The 18,861-nt window shown below is 44.9% G+C and carries 17 protein-coding genes; all 17 read left to right on the forward strand.

What is annotated here, in order from left to right; translation table 11 throughout:
• Positions 1-2 precede the first annotated feature (2 nt).
• On the forward strand, positions 3-581 hold the full coding sequence (gene pth / locus AC4PHB_RS00820) for an aminoacyl-tRNA hydrolase (RefSeq protein WP_492136796.1): 579 nt from the start codon (positions 3-5) through the stop codon (positions 579-581).
• Between the two features lie 35 nt (positions 582-616).
• Positions 617-4,126: a transcription-repair coupling factor gene (gene mfd / locus AC4PHB_RS00825; protein WP_492136797.1), complete on the forward strand. Its 3,510-nt coding sequence runs from the start codon at positions 617-619 to the stop codon at positions 4,124-4,126.
• A 3-nt stretch (positions 4,127-4,129) separates the two neighbouring features.
• Entirely contained in the window at positions 4,130-5,086 is a 957-nt protein-coding gene (locus AC4PHB_RS00830) for a SurA N-terminal domain-containing protein (RefSeq protein ID WP_492137780.1), read from the forward strand.
• Positions 5,087-5,111: 25 nt separating this feature from the next.
• Positions 5,112-6,725, forward strand: coding sequence for a putative polysaccharide biosynthesis protein (locus AC4PHB_RS00835; RefSeq protein ID WP_492136798.1), 1,614 nt, complete (start codon positions 5,112-5,114; stop codon positions 6,723-6,725).
• Positions 6,726-6,746: 21 nt separating this feature from the next.
• Positions 6,747-8,204: a bifunctional methyltransferase/pyrophosphohydrolase YabN gene (gene yabN, locus AC4PHB_RS00840; protein WP_492136799.1), complete on the forward strand. Its 1,458-nt coding sequence runs from the start codon at positions 6,747-6,749 to the stop codon at positions 8,202-8,204.
• Positions 8,205-8,270: 66 nt separating this feature from the next.
• Positions 8,271-8,570: an HU family DNA-binding protein gene (locus AC4PHB_RS00845; RefSeq protein WP_320404987.1), complete on the forward strand. Its 300-nt coding sequence runs from the start codon at positions 8,271-8,273 to the stop codon at positions 8,568-8,570.
• A 41-nt stretch (positions 8,571-8,611) separates the two neighbouring features.
• On the forward strand, positions 8,612-8,851 hold the full coding sequence (locus tag AC4PHB_RS00850) for an RNA-binding S4 domain-containing protein (RefSeq protein ID WP_492136800.1): 240 nt from the start codon (positions 8,612-8,614) through the stop codon (positions 8,849-8,851).
• A gap of 83 nt (positions 8,852-8,934) precedes the next feature.
• Positions 8,935-9,267 (forward strand): FtsB family cell division protein, encoded by a 333-nt coding sequence (locus tag AC4PHB_RS00855; RefSeq protein WP_492136801.1) that lies wholly within the window; start codon positions 8,935-8,937, stop codon positions 9,265-9,267.
• Between the two features lie 68 nt (positions 9,268-9,335).
• Positions 9,336-9,752, forward strand: coding sequence for a S1 RNA-binding domain-containing protein (locus tag AC4PHB_RS00860; protein ID WP_492136802.1), 417 nt, complete (start codon positions 9,336-9,338; stop codon positions 9,750-9,752).
• 102 nt (positions 9,753-9,854) lie between these two features.
• Positions 9,855-11,219 (forward strand): tRNA lysidine(34) synthetase TilS, encoded by a 1,365-nt coding sequence (tilS, locus tag AC4PHB_RS00865; protein ID WP_492136803.1) that lies wholly within the window; start codon positions 9,855-9,857, stop codon positions 11,217-11,219.
• Between the two features lie 19 nt (positions 11,220-11,238).
• Complete coding sequence (gene hpt, locus AC4PHB_RS00870) at positions 11,239-11,775, forward strand: hypoxanthine phosphoribosyltransferase (RefSeq protein WP_492136804.1); 537 nt, start codon at positions 11,239-11,241, stop codon at positions 11,773-11,775.
• A gap of 79 nt (positions 11,776-11,854) precedes the next feature.
• Positions 11,855-13,672, forward strand: a complete 1,818-nt coding sequence (gene ftsH / locus AC4PHB_RS00875; protein ID WP_492136805.1) for an ATP-dependent zinc metalloprotease FtsH — start codon at positions 11,855-11,857, stop codon at positions 13,670-13,672.
• Between the two features lie 163 nt (positions 13,673-13,835).
• On the forward strand, positions 13,836-15,515 hold the full coding sequence (locus tag AC4PHB_RS00880; RefSeq protein WP_492136806.1) for an acyl-CoA mutase large subunit family protein: 1,680 nt from the start codon (positions 13,836-13,838) through the stop codon (positions 15,513-15,515).
• Positions 15,516-15,534: 19 nt separating this feature from the next.
• Positions 15,535-15,933, forward strand: a complete 399-nt coding sequence (locus tag AC4PHB_RS00885) for a cobalamin B12-binding domain-containing protein (RefSeq protein WP_492136807.1) — start codon at positions 15,535-15,537, stop codon at positions 15,931-15,933.
• 3 nt (positions 15,934-15,936) lie between these two features.
• A complete protein-coding gene (gene meaB, locus AC4PHB_RS00890; protein WP_492136808.1) occupies positions 15,937-16,881 on the forward strand; it encodes a methylmalonyl Co-A mutase-associated GTPase MeaB in 945 nt (314 codons plus the stop codon).
• A 14-nt stretch (positions 16,882-16,895) separates the two neighbouring features.
• On the forward strand, positions 16,896-17,297 hold the full coding sequence (mce, locus tag AC4PHB_RS00895) for a methylmalonyl-CoA epimerase (protein ID WP_320404996.1): 402 nt from the start codon (positions 16,896-16,898) through the stop codon (positions 17,295-17,297).
• A 19-nt stretch (positions 17,298-17,316) separates the two neighbouring features.
• Positions 17,317-18,861 (forward strand): acyl-CoA carboxylase subunit beta, encoded by a 1,545-nt coding sequence (locus AC4PHB_RS00900; protein ID WP_492136809.1) that lies wholly within the window; start codon positions 17,317-17,319, stop codon positions 18,859-18,861.

Here is an 18,861-nt window from a genome sequence, read left to right on the forward strand (position 1 = left end):
AAGTGTTTTTGATAGTGGGTCTTGGTAACCCGGGAAAAGAGTATGATAAGACCAGACACAATGTCGGCTACGATGCAGTCGACAGACTGGCGGAAACCAACAGCATCAAGGTTGACAGGATAAAATTCAGAGCCCTGACTGGTGAAGGCACTATCTCTGGGAAGCGGGTCATTCTCATGAAGCCTCTGACCTACATGAACAACAGCGGCATCGCAGTCAGGGAAGCAATTGAGTATTACAAGCTGTCCGTTGAAGACCTTATTGTAGTAGTGGATGATATAGACATTGAGTTTGGCTCCACCCGAATAAGGAAAAAAGGAAGTGCAGGCTCACATAACGGCATGAAGTCAATAATCTCTCATCTTAAAAGAGACGACTTCACAAGGATCAAGCTTGGCATCGGGAAGAAGCCTGCTGAGTGGGACCTGGCGGATTTCGTTTTAAGCAGGTTCTCCACGGATGAGAGAAAAGAAGTAGATAAAATGGTAATAAAGGCTGCCGAGGCTGTTGAAACGATACTTAAAGAGGGTATCGATGCAGCCATGAACAGCTTCAATATAAAAAATACAGCCCAGGATTAAACCTGGGCTTCCGGCGTTATGGAAGAGGAATAAAAATGAAGGATTTTTTGCTTGATTCGCTGCTTCACCTCAAGTCCTATGGGAGCCTCCTGAAGGACATAGAGGACAAGACATCACCAATTGCAGTTCACGGCCTCATGGAGGAAAACCTTGGGCATTTTTCTGCTGCTCTGAACCTGCACCTTGGACGACAGCTATTGCTGGTAACATATGATGAGCTTAGAAGCAGGCAGCTATATGAGGACATAAAAAGCATCACAGGTGAAGTTAAAACAGTCCACTTCCCGAGGAAGGAGCTTCTATTTTACGACATAGATGCCCACAGCCATGAAAGAACACATCAAAGGCTTAAAGTTGTCTCCAGATTGTTTGAATCCAAGGACACGATTGTGATCGCTTCGATAGAGGCATTGTCTGACAGGATCCTTTCAAGGAGAACTCTTGAGGAGCATAGGATAAGCCTTTCACTTGGGGAAGAACACCTTCTGGATCATATGACCGACAAGCTTATTGCATCCGGATATGAAAGAGTCAGCATGGTTGAGGCTCAGGGACAGTTCAGCCTCAGAGGAGGAATATTGGACATATTTTCACCGGATATGGAAAATCCCGTCAGAATCGAATTTTTCGATACTATGGTCGATTCCATAAGAAGCTTCGACTTCAGGACCCAAAGATCGCTAGAGGTCCTTGATAGTATCATTATCTATCCATCCAGAGATATTCTTCTGCCTAAGGACGGCTCTATGATAGCCGAATCTCTTTCAAGAGATCTGGCATCCTATGTAAAAGCATCCTCTGACAAGCAATCAAGGGAGCTGGCCGAGGAAAAGTTTGGGAAATACATCGAGCTTTTAAAGCAAGGCATCCACATTCCCAACAGAGACCTTTTGCTGCCTTTTCTTGGAACTGAAATCACTTCTGGTCTCCTCGACCATCTTAGAAAGGATTCAGTTATACTTCTTGACGAGCCCAGGAGGATCAGAGAGTCCAAGCTGTCCTTGGAGAACAGCTTCGATAGCTGGGCTTCAGAGCTGTTTCAGGCAGGGGAGGTACTGAAGTCACATTTCCATTCAAGGATAAGACTACAGGACTTCATCGACAATACCAGCGAGTACACCTGTCTTACCAGCGCGGCCTTCCTCAAACAGGATCATGATTTCCCTCCAAAGGCGATCCATCAGCTGTCTGGACGACAGATGACTGTTTACCATGGTAAGCTGGACCTGCTGAAGGAGGATCTTGAAAGATTCAAGTACAAAGGCTACAAAACAATAATACTATCCGGTACAGAGGGAAGAGGCAAAAGACTGAAGGATATGCTTGACAAGCTTGATACAGCCTCTGAGTACCATGAGACGAGAGATGCAGAAATAAAAAGCGGGCAGCTGTTTATAACTCCCGGTTCCCTGAAAACGGGCTTCGAGTACGAGGGTATAAAGCTTGCTGTAATCAGTGACGGAGATATTTTCGGAAGCGGAAGAAAGCGAACAAGAAAGAAAAAAGGGAAGCCTCTGACCAAGGAATCCTCCTTAAGCTTTGGGGATCTAAAGGAAGGAGATTTCGTCGTACACGAAAATTATGGGATCGGTCAATACCTTGGAGTTCAGCAGCTTGCAGTCCAAGGGATAAAGAAGGACTACCTCCATATACAATACAAGGGAAATGACAGGCTTTATCTTCCTATTGACCAAATGGGAATGATCCAGAAGTATATTGGATCAGACTCGGTAAAGCCAAAGATCAATAAGCTCAGCGGAGGGGACTGGACAAAAACTCGTTCCAGAACCAAGAAGGCAATAGAGGATATGGCTCAGGACCTCCTGGAGCTATATGCAAAAAGAGAAAAGCTTAAGGGCTTCAGCTTCTCGCAGGATTCGACCTGGCAGAGGGAGTTCGAGGATATGTTTCCTTACGAGGAGACTCAGGGTCAGCTTCAGTCTGCGGAGGAGATAAAGAAGGACATGGAGACACCCAAACCAATGGACAGGCTTCTCTGTGGAGATGTCGGCTACGGGAAGACTGAGGTGGCTTTAAGGGCAGCATTCAAAGCCATCATGGACGGCAAGCAGGTCGCCATATTGGTACCTACGACCATACTCGCCCAACAGCACTACAATACCCTTATGGATAGATTTGGGACATTTCCTGTAAAGATCGCGATGCTGAGCAGATTCAGATCTGCCAAGGAACAGAAGGAAAATATCAAGCTCTTGAAAAAGGGAATGATAGATGTCGTTGTAGGAACCCACAGACTACTGTCTAAGGACGTAGAGTTCAAGGACCTTGGTCTTTTGATAGTGGATGAAGAGCAGCGATTTGGAGTCAAGCATAAGGAAGCCCTAAAGAGGCTCAAGGAATCAGTGGATGTGCTTACCCTTACAGCTACGCCCATTCCCAGGACACTCCACATGTCCCTGGTAGGTATAAGGGATATGTCGGTAATTGAGGATCCTCCTGAGGAGAGGTATCCAATCCAGACCTATGTGACTGAGTACAACAAGTCTCTTATCCGCGAGGCAATAATTAAGGAAATTTCAAGAGGCGGTCAGGTATACTACGTTTATAACAGGGTCGAAACCATAGACAAGTTATCCTCTGAGCTCCAGGAGCTAGTGCCTGAGGCTGTGTTTTCAGTGGGGCATGGACAAATGCCCGAGCGGGAGCTGGAAAATGTCATGATGGACTTTATGAACCAGGAAACAGACGTCCTAATATGCACAACAATAATAGAAACCGGTTTGGATATCCCAAACGTTAATACCATAATAATACACGATGCCGACAAAATGGGACTTTCTCAGCTATATCAGCTCAGAGGAAGAGTAGGCAGATCCAACAGGATCGCATATGCATACTTCACCTATGAAAAGGATAAGGTACTCAGCGAAGTCGCAGAAAAAAGATTGAGAGCCATAAAGGAATTTACTGAGTTCGGATCAGGCTTCAAGATAGCTATGAGAGACCTTGAAATAAGAGGTGCAGGAAACCTTCTCGGTATGGAGCAGCATGGCCATATTGAGTCAATAGGCTATGACCTGTATGTGAAATACCTTGGAGAAGCCGTCAGAAGGCTTAAGGGAGAGGTCGTCGAGGAAAGGATCGACACAACTGTAGATATTAAGATTGACGGCTTTATCAGCGACAGGTATATTGAGGATGAAGACCAGAAGATAGAGATTTACAAGAAAATATCCTCAGTGGAGTGCATGGATGACTACAGGGAGCTTATAGACGAGCTGATCGATCGCTTTGGAGATCTTCCAAAGCCAGTTGAGAACCTGATGAACATATCCTATATAAGGGCATTGGCGAGTAAGAATGGCATTAAAAATATACTTCAGCTGCGTGACAGGATAAGGCTGGACTTCGCAAGCCCCGATTGGTTGAAACCTGAGCTTATAAATCAGCTCTCAGGGAAATATGGAAGAGAGATGGAGTTCGACCTTTCCACTGAGCCGGGGATAACGATAGCTACAAAGACGGATATAATAAACAGACTGAAGGAATTGGTAGAGACCATTGACAATTCCAGCAGGCAGTAATATATTCAAAGTTGGTTTTTCAGAAAGGGAAGTGATGTTATGAATAAAAAGATATCAGCTATATTGTTGACTCTGGTAGTCATCGCCCTGCTGGCAGGCTGTCAGACTGCTAGGGAAGGAGTAATTGCAGAGGTCAATGGAATTGAGATAACTCAGGAAGAGTTCGACATGGAATTCCAGGTAAACAAGGCCAGGTTTGAGAGACAATACGGAGACGATGCTCTGTCACAGGTGGGTATGGATGGGAAGACGCTGGGTGAAAGCCTTAGTGAAAACATCCTCGAGAACCTGATAATCCAGAAGCTAATCGAAGCCGACTCTGAGAAGAATGGGATTTCAGTAAACGATGAAGAGATCGACCAGAGAATCGCATTGGTCAAGGAGGAGCTGGGCGGAGAACAGGCCTTCCAGGATTTCCTAAGCTCGAACAGCTTTGATCCTCAGTATTTCAGAAAATACGAAAGGGAGCAGCTTATCATAGACAAGCACAGAGACCTTGTTCTTTCAGGTATTCAGATCAATGAGGATGAGGCCAGGGATTACTATTCCCAAAACAACGAAAGTCTTATTGAAGTCAAGGCCAGTCATATACTCCTTGGCACAGAGGAGGATGCTTTAAGGGTCCAGCAGAGACTCCAAAATGGTGAGGACTTCGCTCAGGTTGCAATGCTGGAATCCCTGGACAGTGAATCAGCGATAAGAGGAGGAGACCTGGGATACTTTCCAAGGGGCTACTACTCAATATCCGAATTCGAAGAGCAGGCTTTTTCACTTAAAGAGGGAGAAATAAGCGGGATCGTCAAGACTGAGGTAGGCTATCACATAATATGGGTGCAGGATAGAATGGACTCCTATGAGGAGCTTTCAGACAAAGTCTTTGAGACTATAAGAGAAGAAAAATATTATGAGTATATAGAGGAGCTTAGGGCTGAGGCAGATGTAAAGAAATTCACCGAATAGCCTTAAGACATCAGGAGGAGCAATAATGACTAAAAGTCAAAACTATTTGAAGGGTGCAGCAATACTTGGTATTGCCGGCATCATAGTAAAAATATTGGGAGCGGTATACAGAATACCTCTTTCCAATATCATCAAGGACGAGGGAATAGGCTATTACCAGACTGCCTATCCTATATATGTCCTTCTGCTTACGATTTCCACTGCAGGCATACCTGTTGCAATAGCTAAGCTGGTCTCTGAAAAGAGGGCTCTGGGAGATTATCGCAACGCCCACAAGGTCTTTAAGGTCTCACTTGTGGGATTGGTGGTGCTGGGGATACTTACATCCCTTACAGTTGCAGTTGGCGCAGGCAAGATAGTAGAGTCTATCGGTAATCCAAATGCCTACTATGCCCTTCTGGCACTTGCCCCTGCACTTTTATTCGTACCAATAATGGCAGCCTTCAGGGGGTTTTTCCAGGGAAGCCAGACAATGTTCCCGACGGCACTATCACAGGTTCTGGAACAACTTTTCAGAGTAGCTACAGGCCTTGGACTTACTGTCATACTGCTTGACAAAGGACTTCCAATGGCTGCCGGAGGTGCATCCTTCGGTGGATCTATGGGTGCGATAATCGGAGCTGCCACGATAATGATCATCTATATGAAAAGACGCAGCTCGATCAAGGACGAGATAGCAACGACGACCATAGGCGGAGATTATCCAGTCAAAAGCATTATAAAGGATCTTCTTCTGATTGCTGTACCGATCACCATCGGTTCAGCGATAGCCCCAATAATGAATACTGTGGATGCAGCACTCGTCTTCAGAAGACTTCAGGACATAGGTTACACGTCTAAAACAGCCAACGACCTCTACGGTCAGCTCACTGGAATGGCGCAGACGCTGGTTAATCTTCCACAGGTTTTCTCGATTGCTATTTCAATGAGTCTTGTACCCGCCATATCTACTGCGAGTGCCAGGAAAGCAAGAGAAGAGCTTGGGAGTCTTATATCCTCAGGGATAAGAATGACTCTTCTGATAGGTCTTCCAGCTGCACTTGGCATGTTTGTACTTGCTAAGCCGATAATAGCACTGTTGTACTTCAACAACGAACCCGATGTAATTGCAAGTACAGGAGATATTCTGACTTATCTTTCCCTTGGGGTAGTATTTCTAACCCTTGTACAGGCCTTGACTGCGATCATTCAGGGTCTAGGTAAGCCGATAATACCTGTAAGGAACCTCTTCCTCGGGGCTGTGGCTAAAATATCGCTGACCTATATACTCACCGGCATCCCTGCAATAAATGTAAAAGGCGCAGCAATAAGTACTGTAACAGCATATGCTGTTGCAGCCACACTGGATTTTTATTATGTCCTCAAAATGGCAAATGCGGATATCGACCTGAAGAAAATACTTCTCAAGCCACTGATGTCATCGCTGGGAATGGCCGCGGTCGCAAAGCTGGGTTACATTGGGATGTCCACAATAATGCCTGATAAGCTGGCAACCGTCGGGGCAGTAGGACTGGGAGTCGTAGTATACGGGGTTCTTCTTATAGTTACCGGAACGATAACGAAGGAAGACCTGGCTATGTTTTCCAAGGGAGGAAGAGCAGCAAATAAGCTCGGCAGATTCCTCAAGAGCGAGAAATAATAAATCATAAGGAGTTATTCTATGAATAAAATATTTGTAATAGGCTTAGGACCTGGAAGCCCTGACAACCTGACTCTGGCGGCTGCGGAAAGGATCAACGGAGAAGGACCACATTTTCTGCGGACTGAAAAGCATCCTGCAGTGGAATATTTTAAAACCAGGGGGATATCTTACCAAGCCTTTGACAGCTATTATGATACCGGAGAAAGCTTTGAGGAGGTTTATTCCTCGATAACTGAAAGACTCATAGAAGAGACTAAGATCCATGGTACTGTAAATTACTATGTTCCAGGGAATCCTATGGTTGCAGAGAGAACCGTAAAGCTCCTTGCGGATAGGACTAAGGACGTAGAATTAGTGTTCGTATCAGGTATGAGCTTTATCGAGCCTATGCTTGAAGCGACAGGGATCGATCCAGTCGACGGGCTCCAGGTGCTGGATGGAGTTCAATTGAAATCGACGGATGTCAGCATACGAAGCAATATCATAATCACTCAGGTCTATAATCCAAGAATAATGTCGGACATAAAGCTTATCCTGTCGGAAATATATGGGGATGAGCACCAGGTTTACCTCATTCACAGAGCGGGGCTGTCCGACCAGAAGGTAGAGAGGCTTATGCTTTCTGAAATAGACAGATCTCAGGATATTGATGTCCTTACCAGCCTTCTCGTTCCTGCTCTTGTCGGCGACCGTAAATCCAGATATTCCTTCGAGGACATAGTCGATATAATGACAAGGCTTAGAAGTGAGGATGGATGCCCGTGGGACAGGGAGCAGGATCACCTTTCCATAAGACAGGCTGTCCTGGAGGAGGCCTATGAATTAGTTGAAGCACTTGAGGACGAGGACCCTGAGCATATAGTTGAGGAGCTGGGAGATTTGCTGCTTCAGGTGGTTTTTCATACTCAGATAGGGTATGAAGATGGCGAATTTTACCCATTTGACGTAACGACGGGTCTCGCAAGCAAGTTGATTTCAAGGCATCCGCACGTTTTTTTAGAAAAAAATGTGGATAATTCCAGCGAAGTAGTATATAATTGGAATAAGATAAAGTATGAAAATAGGAATATATCAACCCTTTCAGAGAAATTGAAAAATATTCCAAGACTTCCAGCCCTGATGAGGAGCTTCAAGGTCCAGGAAAAAGCCGCTGAAGTCGGCTTTGACTGGGACGACGTCAGCGGCCCATCAGATAAGGTGTCTGAGGAGCTTGCTGAGGTAATGGAGTCTTTAATTGAATTTGGGCCTTCCCACAACCATACTGAAGAGGAAATCGGCGATCTTCTCTTCGCAGTAGTCAATCTTTCCAGGTTTCTGAAGGTGGATCCTGAGGTAGCACTCAATAAAACCATTGGAAAATTCACAAAAAGAATGGAAAAGATGGAGTATATGGCTGAAAATATGGGTATACAAATGGAGGAAATGAGTCTGAATGAGTTGGATGCCCTATGGGACAAGGCTAAATCTGAAGAGTGAAGTTTGCTGATTGTGGACTCAAAAGTATGAATAAATTAGCAAATAAAAAACAAGGAGGAATCATTAATGAACAAAGCTGAATTGATCGCGAGCATAGCAGAAAAGAGCGAACTTACGAAGAAAGATGCAGAAGCAGCATTGAACGCATTTATGAAAGCTGTTGAGGAGTCATTGGCAGCAGGAAACAAGGTTCAATTGGTAGGCTTTGGTACCTTCGAGGTAAGGGAAAGAAAAGCTAGAGAAGGAAGAAATCCTAGAAATCCTGAAGAAGTTATTAAGATTCCAGCATCAAAAGCTCCTGTTTTCAAAGCCGGCAAGGCACTTAAGGAGAGCGTAAACGTAACTAAAAAAGGAAAGAAGAAATAAGAAAATCAGGTCTATGACCTGATTTTTTTTCGGAGGTAAATATGAGAATAGATAAATATCTGAAGGCGTCAAGGATCATAAAGAGAAGGACAGTAGCCAAGGAAGCCTGTGAGCAGGGGAAGGTATCAATAAACGGTAAGACTGCAAAGCCTGGAGATGAGGTAAAGGTTGGGGACGTTATCGCCGTGTCCTTCGGAAGCGGCGAGATGAAGGTGCAGGTTCTGGACCTTAAGGAATCTGTAGGAAAGGACCAGGCAGACACTCTGTATAAGGTACTCTAGCCAAGGGTAGTACTTGAAAATAATTACAAAACATGAGATAATTGACCGTAAGAATAACAACGTGTCTCAAAGGCGGTGATTTTGTGTCCGGTAAAAAAAAGATACAAAAAAAAGGCTTGAGAATATCACATGTTTTTGTAGTATTTCTTGTGATATACCTCGTTACGGTCCTGAATCATCAGCGTCAGCTCATGAATAGACTTGAGGAAAAAAGAGAGGTACTGGAGTCCGAGATAGTCCAATTGGAGGACAAGATCGAGGATTTGAACGATCAGATCGAAAAAAGCGGCACTTTGGAATTTGTGGAGAGAATTGCCCGGGATGAGCTAGGGATGGTCAAGCCCAGGGAAATAATCTACATAGATAAAAGCAGTCCGGAGTATAATATGGACAGTGTTTTTGACAAAGATAAATAATTGACATAACCCAAAGGCTGATATATACTCATGATATATTATCATTTGTAAGGAGGAAAAGTTAGTCTATGCCCGTATCTGTTGGAGAAATAGTAGAGGGTACTGTAACCGGAATAACTAATTTCGGTGCCTTTATTCAGTTGCCAGAAGGAAAGAGTGGACTTGTACATATCTCAGAGGTATCTCACGACTATGTAGAAAAGGTCTCAGATTACTTAAAAAAGGATCAAAAGGTCAAGGTAAAGGTATTGTCCGTATCTGCAGACGGTAAGATAAGTCTGTCAGTAAGACAAGCAAAGCCAAAGACCAGCAAGCCTGTGGAAATAGACTGGAGCAGGCAGGAAGAGAGACAGAGAAGCATGTCCTTTGAAGATATGCTGAACAGCTACCTCAAGGACAGCAATGAGAAGATGGACCAAATAAAAACCAAAGACGGCAGAAAGAGCTTTGGAGCGAGGGGCAAAAAAAACAGCAGCTACGATTGATAAAACCGGTTTAACCGGTTTTTTGTATTTGTGTGGAAGAAAAAAACTCTGGGTATATTATCATACAGCTTGGGTTAGGTGATCCTTATGGAGAAAAAGGTGTTGAAGAATATTATAGACCATAAAATGGTCGAGTCCGGGGATACTGTACTGGCAGCTGTGTCAGGCGGACCGGATTCCATGGCAATGCTTATGTGTCTTGTTGACCTTAGGGAAAGACTTGGCTGCAGGCTTGTTATTGCCCATGTGAACCATGGAGTAAGGGGAAAGCTTGCCGACAGGGACCAGCAGTTCGTGGAAGAGACGGCCAGAAGACTTCATATACCATATCACACAATCAATGTGGATATGGTTGCTCATGGCAAGGAGCTGGGTATATCCTCCGAGGAGGCAGGAAGACTTCTACGCTACAACTTCTTCAGACAGGTATTGGCAGGCTATGGCAAGGGCAGGATCGCCGTGGCACACAACATGAACGATCAGGCTGAGACGGTTCTTTTCAGGATAATGAGAGGAACCGGTATCGACGGAATAAAGGGTATGAGCTTTAACCAGGATGATATCATACGTCCCTTATTGAATATAACAAGGGAAGAGATAGAGAGCTATATCAGAGAACATGATATTGAGACTGTTGAAGATCACACAAATCTTGAGACCGTATACACCAGGAATCGGATCAGGCTTGAGCTATTGCCCTATATAATGGAGAACTTTAATCCAAACATCATAGAGGGACTTTTCAGGATGTCGCTTTTGGCTGCAGACGACAGTATGATCATTGAAGAAACTGTTGAAAAAAAGGATAATTCATTAGTGAAAAATAAAGACCGTAATAGTATAATTTTTATTGGCAGTCTCTTTATAAGGGAGCCACAGCCTATTAGAAAAAGACTGATAAGGAAGGCTGTACTGAGTATTAGGGGAACTCTTCATGGTATAGAGGAAAAGCATATCGGCTCAGCTCTGGAGCTTTTCCAAAACGGCCGAACCGGTTCCACCCTTGACCTTCCGGGGGGCATAGTTGCCAGGGTATCCTACGATGAATTCTCAATCGAGAAAGCCAGACCTTCAAGGGAAAAGCTTCCACAGATTGAGATAACCCTTGGGAGCAACCTGATACCCGAGTGGGGGCTTAGCATAAAGATCGAGAGTGTAAATAATTCCCATGCTGAAGTACTGGATAAATTCTCAGTAACCATAGATGGAGACAAGCTTGAGGGGAAAATGATCCTGAGACAAAGAAGGGATGGAGACAGGTTCTCGCCCATAGGCCTAATAGGATCAAAGAAATTAAAGGATTATTTCATCGACAGGAAGGTACCCAGAGATCAAAGGGACTCCATACCTATAATTGAAGACTCAAAAGGCATAGTATGGGTGGCGGGTCATTCTGTTGATAAGCGAGTTGCCGTAGAAAAGAATACGAAAAATCATTTAAGGCTGATAATAAATAAAATCAATTAAACCGATGGGAGGATATGATTTGAAGGATCCAATCAAGAAGATAATAGTTGAAGAGGAAGCAATCAAAAACAGAGTCAAGGAACTGGGTAAACAGATAACTGAAGTCTATAAGGGAAAAGACCTTATAGTAGTAGGTATACTTAAAGGTGCTGTCATATTCCTGGCTGATCTTACCCGAGCTATCGAAATGCCTGTGCTGATAGATTTCATGGCTGTGTCAAGCTATGGCAAATCCAGCATATCAACTGGGGAGGTTAGGATAATGAAGGATCTTGACTTCAGCGTTGAGGGCAAGGATGTACTTATAGTAGAGGATATAATCGACACAGGACTGACTCTTAACTACCTTAAGGACATACTGACAAAGAGGGGAGCAAGCTCCGTAAGGATATGTACTCTTCTGGACAAGCCTGACAGGAGAACAGTCGGAGTAAAAATCGACTTTTTGGGATTTGAGATCCCGGACGAATTTGTTGTAGGCTATGGGCTTGACTTCAATGAAATGTACAGAAACTATCCATTTGTAGGAGCTCTTAAGGAAGAAGTCTACAACTGAGGTTTTATTGATTAGATAACCCGGCTATGGTATAATATACCGATATCACCAATATTGGGAATTGGAGGGAGGACTAGGATTGAAACGATTTTTTAAGGGCATCAGCATATACCTGCTGATAGTGCTGCTGATCATGTTCAGCGTCAGAATGTTCGGCACAGAGGTAGAGCAGATCTCCGAGTTGGATTTTACGGAGCTGGTGTCCAGACTTAAGGATGGAAGCATAGAGAGGATAACCTCCATCGGGAATACAGTTGAGGGTGAGCTTAAGGACGGTACGAAATTCACTGCGATACTTCCCGAGGAAGTAAGACCAACCTTTTATCACGATTATGTGAAGGGAATGGTCGATAATGAGACAATCAAATACGGCGCGGAGCAGATTCCCGTAAGCCCATGGTATATAGAAATGCTGCCGACTCTGATGATACTGTTAGTTTTTGGAGTCGTCTGGTTTGTGTTCATGCAGCAATCCCAGGGTGGAGGCGGCGGTGGCCGGGTAATGTCCTTCGGAAAGAGCAAGGCAAAGATGCACAAGATGGAGGAAGGAAAGCTGGTTACCTTCAACGAGGTAGCAGGCCTTGAGGAGGAGAAGGAAGAGCTTAAGGAGATAGTAGATTTCCTCAGCCATCCAAAGAAATATGTTGAGATAGGTGCAAGGATACCTACAGGAGTCTTGATGGTAGGCCCTCCTGGTACAGGAAAGACATACCTTAGCAAGGCTGTTGCCGGTGAAGCAGGGGTACCGTTCTTTACCATCTCAGGCTCAGACTTCGTTGAGATGTTCGTAGGAGTAGGTGCCAGCAGGGTCAGGGATCTATTCGAGCAGGCGAAGAAAAATTCACCTTGTATAGTCTTTATTGACGAGATAGATGCCGTTGGAAGAAGAAGAGGCGCAGGACTTGGCGGCGGACACGATGAAAGAGAGCAGACCCTCAATCAGCTTCTAGTCGAGATGGACGGATTCTCCAAAAATGAAGGCATTATAGTCATGGCAGCTACCAACAGGGCTGACATACTTGACCCGGCGCTGTTAAGACCGGGCAGATTCGACAGGACGATCTATGTCGGACTTCCCGACATAAGGGGCAGGGAGGCAATACTCCAGGTCCACACCAGGAACAAGCCACTTGCAGAGGACGTAGACCTTAAGGTAGTAGCTAAAAGGACACCTGGCTTTACGCCGGCAGACCTTGAGAACCTGGTCAACGAGGCAGCACTGCTCACTGCAAGATTCAATTTGAAATCAATACCTATGCATCTTATAGAAGAAGCTTCAATAAAAGTACAGGCAGGACCTGAGAAGAAGAGCAGAGTAATAAGTCCTCACGAAAGAAAGCTCACAGCATATCACGAAGCTGGTCATGCTCTCACAGCCAGAATGATACCGGGTACAGACCCAGTTCACATGGTTACCATAATTCCAAGAGGAATGGCTGGAGGCTTTACAGCATATATACCTGATGAGGACAGGAATTACCTGACCCGAAAGCAAATGGAAGACAAGCTTGTCATACTTCTTGGAGGCAGGGTAACAGAAGCTCTCGTCCTTGACGACATCAGCACCGGTGCTCAAAATGATATCGAGCGTGCAACAAAGCTTGCAAGATCCATGGTGACCCACTACGGGATGAGTGATATCCTTGGACCAATGACCTACGGTACCGACGAAGAAGAGGTATTTGTAGGAAGGGACCTTAATAGATCCAGAAATTACAGTGAGGAAGTCGCTGCTGCTATCGACAAGGAGATGAGAAAGCTCATCGACACGGCATATCACAGGGCTGAAGCTCTAATAAAACAAAATATGGAAATTCTGCACAGATTGGCTGATGCTCTTCTTGAAAAGGAGACCATCGATGCCAGAGAGTTCGAAGAGATTTTCCAAGGAAGCTGATGCAGGCCCCTCCAAGGGGACCTGCTTTTCGCATGCAGGGAATAATACAAAATTTGCAATTTTGCCTGCATGAATCAAAATAATTGAAATTTATGTTGCAATATTGCCATAATTTTTAATATAATAAGTGGTAGATTAGGTACCATAATGAGGAGGTAAAGGGATGTACGATGACAAGAAACTTGATCAAGTAAAGTCTTCCTTTAAAGACTGGGAAGAAAACAAGGTCCAAAAGCTTCTTTCCAAGTTTCCGGAGAGAAAGAAAACATTTTCCACTGGATCTGACACCGAGGTCGACAGATTATACACACCTGCCCATATAGAGGATCTGGATTACGATAGGGATCTGGGATATCCTGGAGAATACCCATTTACAAGGGGAGTTCAGCCAACTATGTACAGGGGCAGATTTTGGACTATGAGACAGTATGCAGGCTTTGCTACGGCTGAAGAGTCCAACAAAAGGTATAAATATCTTCTGGAGCAGGGGCAGACAGGCTTAAGCGTAGCCTTTGACCTCCCAACTCAGATAGGCTACGACTCAGACCACAGCCTTTCAGAAGGGGAGGTAGGAAAAGTAGGCGTTGCTATAGACTCATTGAAGGATATGGAGATACTGTTTGACGGTATCCCGCTTGATAAGGTCAGTACATCCATGACTATAAATGCACCTGCCAGCGTATTGTTGGCAATGTATATCGCAGTAGCTGAAAAACAGGGAGTTTCATCAGACAAGCTAAGAGGCACTATCCAGAATGATATCCTCAAGGAGTACATCGCCAGGGGAACCTATATTTTCCCTCCAGAGCAGTCAATGAGACTTATAACAAATATATTTGAGTATTGCTCAAACAGCGTTCCGCAGTGGAACACCATAAGCATAAGCGGCTATCACATAAGAGAGGCAGGCTCTACAGCAGCCCAGGAGGTAGCCTTCACTCTTGCAGACGGTATAGCATACGTAGAGGCTGCAATAAAGGCAGGTCTTGACGTTGACGATTTCGGGCCAAGACTGTCCTTCTTCTTCAATGCTCACAACGACCTGTTGGAAGAGGTTGCTAAGTACAGAGCAGCGAGAAGACTTTGGGCTAAGATTATGAAGGAAAGATTCAACGCCAAGAGCGACAAGTCAATGCAGCTTAAGTTCCATACTCAGACTGCAGGGTCAACACTTACTGCTCAGCAGCCGGACAACAACATAATAAGAGTTACCATTCAGACTCTTGCTGCAGTTCTTGGAGGAACACAGTCCCTGCATACTAACTCAAGAGACGAGGCATTGGCACTTCCTACTGAGGATTCAGTAATGATAGCACTAAGAACACAGCAGATAGTTGCTTACGAGTCAGGAGTTACAGAGACTATAGATCCCCTTGCCGGTTCATACTACATCGAAAGTCTGACAAGTGCAATCGAGAAGGAAGCAGAGGAATACATCACCAGAATAGATAATCTTGGCGGCGCTACTAAAGCCATCGAGAATGGCTACATCCAGAAGGAGATCCAGAATTCAGCATATAAATATCAAATGCAGGTAGAGGATCAGGAGAGGATAGTAGTTGGAGTCAACAAGTTCAAGGTAGAGGAGACTGAGAAAAAGCAGCTTCTTAAGGTAGACCCTCATGTTGAGATCCTTCAAAGAAAGAAAATCGAAAAGCTTAAGAAGGACAGAGATGGGTCATTGGTTGAAAATAGCCTGATGCTGTTAAAGGAAAAGGCTAAGACGGATGAAAATCTGATGCCGTATATCCTGGACTCAGTAAAGGCATATGCTACTCTTGGAGAAATTTGCGGCGTCTTGAGAGAAGTTTTCGGAGAGTACGAGCAATCGGTAATACTATAGAAATTTGGGAGGTAATACAATGGACAGACCTATAAGAGTTCTCGTTGCAAAGCCCGGTCTTGACGGGCATGACAGGGGAGCCAAGGTAATAGCAAGGTCCCTTAGAGATGCTGGTATGGAGGTAATATATACCGGCCTAAGACAAACTCCAGAGCAGATAGTTGCGGCAGCGGTTCAGGAGGACGTAGACGTTGTTGCAATGAGCATACTATCAGGAGCACACAATCATCTTTTTCCAAAGGTGGTAAGGCTTTTGAAGGAGGAAGGCATTGAGGACGTTCTGGTGCTGGGTGGCGGAGTAATACCTGAGGACGACATACCATTCCTTGTAGAATCAGGTATAGAAGCAATATTCACACCGGGGACTCCGACCAAGGAAGTAATTGCATTTATAAATAACAATGTCAAAAGAAAATAGGCGGTGTTTGGTTTGAATATCGAGGAGAGGCTGCTGGCAGGTGACAAAAGAGCCTGCGCACGCCTGATATCTATGCTTGAAAATAGGGACGAGGAAGCAGTCTCCATCATAAAAAGGCTTTTCCACAGGACAGGCAATGCATACGTGATCGGGATCACAGGTCCTCCAGGAAGCGGTAAGTCTACACTGACCGACCGTCTGACCAAGCAGCTAAGAGCTCAGGGCAAAAAGGTTGGCATACTTGCAATCGACCCGACAAGCCCATTCAGCGGAGGCGCTATCCTTGGTGACAGGATCAGAATGAACGATCTGGCTCTGGACAAGGGTGTATTCATAAGAAGCATGGGTACCAGAGGGTTTTTGGGCGGAATATCAAAGGCCACCTGGGGTGCCGTCAAGGTGCTGGATATCTACGGCTGTGACTACATATTCATAGAAACCGTAGGAGTAGGACAATCAGAGGTAGATATCGTAAAGATGGCCGATACCGTCCTGATGGTTATGATACCTAATATGGGAGACGACATCCAGGCGATAAAAGCCGGCATAATGGAGATCGCAGACGTATTTGCCATAAATAAATCCGATCTGGACGGAGCAGACAAAACAAAGCTTGAGATCGAGATGAACCTGGACCTCAATGAAAAGTCTGACTATAGACCTCCGGTCGTAAAGGTATCCGCTATCAAAAACGAGGACATAGACGTTTTACTGGGTAAGCTCTTCGATCACGAAAATTACCAGAAGGCAACAGGTCTTCTGCATCAAACAAGGATCAGAAACCTTAAGGCGGAGATACTACAGCTCACCGAAGAGGAGCTTCTAAGACTGATAATGGATAGAACAAACAGAGGCGGTTTGATCGATGACCTGGCCGTTAAGGTAGAGAAGAGGGAGATGGATCCATATACTGCCAAGGAAACAATAGTATCCCTCGTAAAGGAATAATGAAGGAGGAAGCCATGGTAACCAAGATTGACCACATTGGAATTGCCGTTAAGAATTTGGAAGAGACGCTTAAATTCTACGAAGACGTTCTGGGAATAAAGTGCGTAAGTCAGGAAGTAGTGGAGGAACAAAAGGTAAAGGTTGCATTTTTGCCTATTGGAGATACTGAGGTGGAGCTTCTGGAGTCAACCTCCGAAGATGGACCTATAGCAAGATTCATCGAGAAAAAGGGAGAAGGAATCCAGCATATAGCTTTTAAAGTTGATAACATCGAAGAAGCGATCAAGGAGCTAGAGGAAAAGGGAGTAAGGATGATCGACGAACAGCCGAGATATGGTGCAGGTGGCGCCAGAATAGCTTTCCTTCATCCAAAATCAACCTCGGGAGTGCTTATAGAAATAAGTCAAAGAGACTAAGGAATTTAGGAGGGTAAAGATGAGCGATAAAATTCAGCAGCTTCTTGAAGCCAAGAGAAAGATCTCCCTTGGCGGCGGGGAGAAAAGAATTGAAAAGCAGCACAGCTCAGGCAAAATGACTGCCAGAGAGAGAATAGAGTATCTTCTTGACGAGTCAAGCTTCGTTGAGCTGGATGCATTTGTAAAGCACAGATCAACTAATTTTGACATGGCGGATGTAGATGCGCCTGCAGACGGAGTCGTTACCGGCTACGGAACAGTAGACGGCAGACTCGTTTTCGTATATGCCCAGGACTTCACAGTAGTCGGAGGATCCTTAGGAGAAATGCATGCAGCAAAGATAGTAAAGGTACAGGATATGGCGCTTAAAATGGGAGCTCCAATAGTAGGCTTCAATGATTCAGGCGGAGCCAGGATCCAGGAGGGTGTAGATGCACTTTCAGGCTATGGCAAGATATTCTTCAGAAACACGATATCCTCTGGAGTAATTCCACAAATATCAGCCATAATGGGACCTAGTGCAGGCGGAGCAGTATACTCTCCTGCAATAACGGATTTTATTTTTATGACGGATAAGACCAGCATGATGTTCATAACCGGACCTCAGGTAATCAAGTCAGTTACCGGAGAAGATGTTACCCAGGAACAGCTGGGCGGAGCAAACACCCACAACAAAATAAGTGGAGTTGCTCATTTCATAGACAATTCAGAAGCTGAATCCATAGACAGGATCAAGGAGCTTTTAAGCTATCTGCCTTCAAACAACCTGGAGCAGCCGCCTGTTTATGAATTCGAGGATGATCTTAACAGAATAGATGAAAGACTAAACGAAATAGTTCCTGAGAATCCAAATAAGCCCTACGATATGAAGGAAGTAATAAAGAGTCTTGCCGATGGAGGACACTTCTTCGAGGTACAGCCCCTTTACGCTCAAAACATCATCACAGGCTTTATAAGACTCAACGGAAGAAGCATAGGCGTAATAGCTAATCAGCCAAGGATACTGGCTGGATGCCTTGACATAAATGCATCTGACAAGGCAGGTAGATTCATAAGGACCTGTGACGCTTTCAACATACCGCTATTGAACCTTGTAGACGTACCGGGATTCCTCCCGGGAACCAGCCAGGAATACGGCGGTATAATAAGACACGGAGCCAAGATGCTCTATGCCTACTCAGAGGCGACAGTGCCTAAGGTTACCCTGATAGTTAGAAAGGCATACGGCGGAGCTTACCTTGCAATGTGTTCAAAGGACCTTGGAGCAGATCAGGTATTCGCATGGCCTAATGCTGAAATAGCAGTTATGGGACCGGATGGAGCGGCGAACATAATCTTCAAGAACGAGATCGCTGCATCGGATGATCCGATTTCTACGAGAGCAGAAAAGATTGTTGAATACAGAGATACTGTAGCTAACCCATACATTGCAGCACAGAGAGGCTTCGTAGACGACGTATTGGTACCGAGCCAGACAAGACCAAGGTTGATCAGCGCCTTTGACATGCTCGAGACCAAGAGAGAATCAAGACCAGGCAAAAAGCACGGCAACCTGCCGGTATAG

Source organism: Gudongella sp. QWL-04, assembly GCF_058683975.1.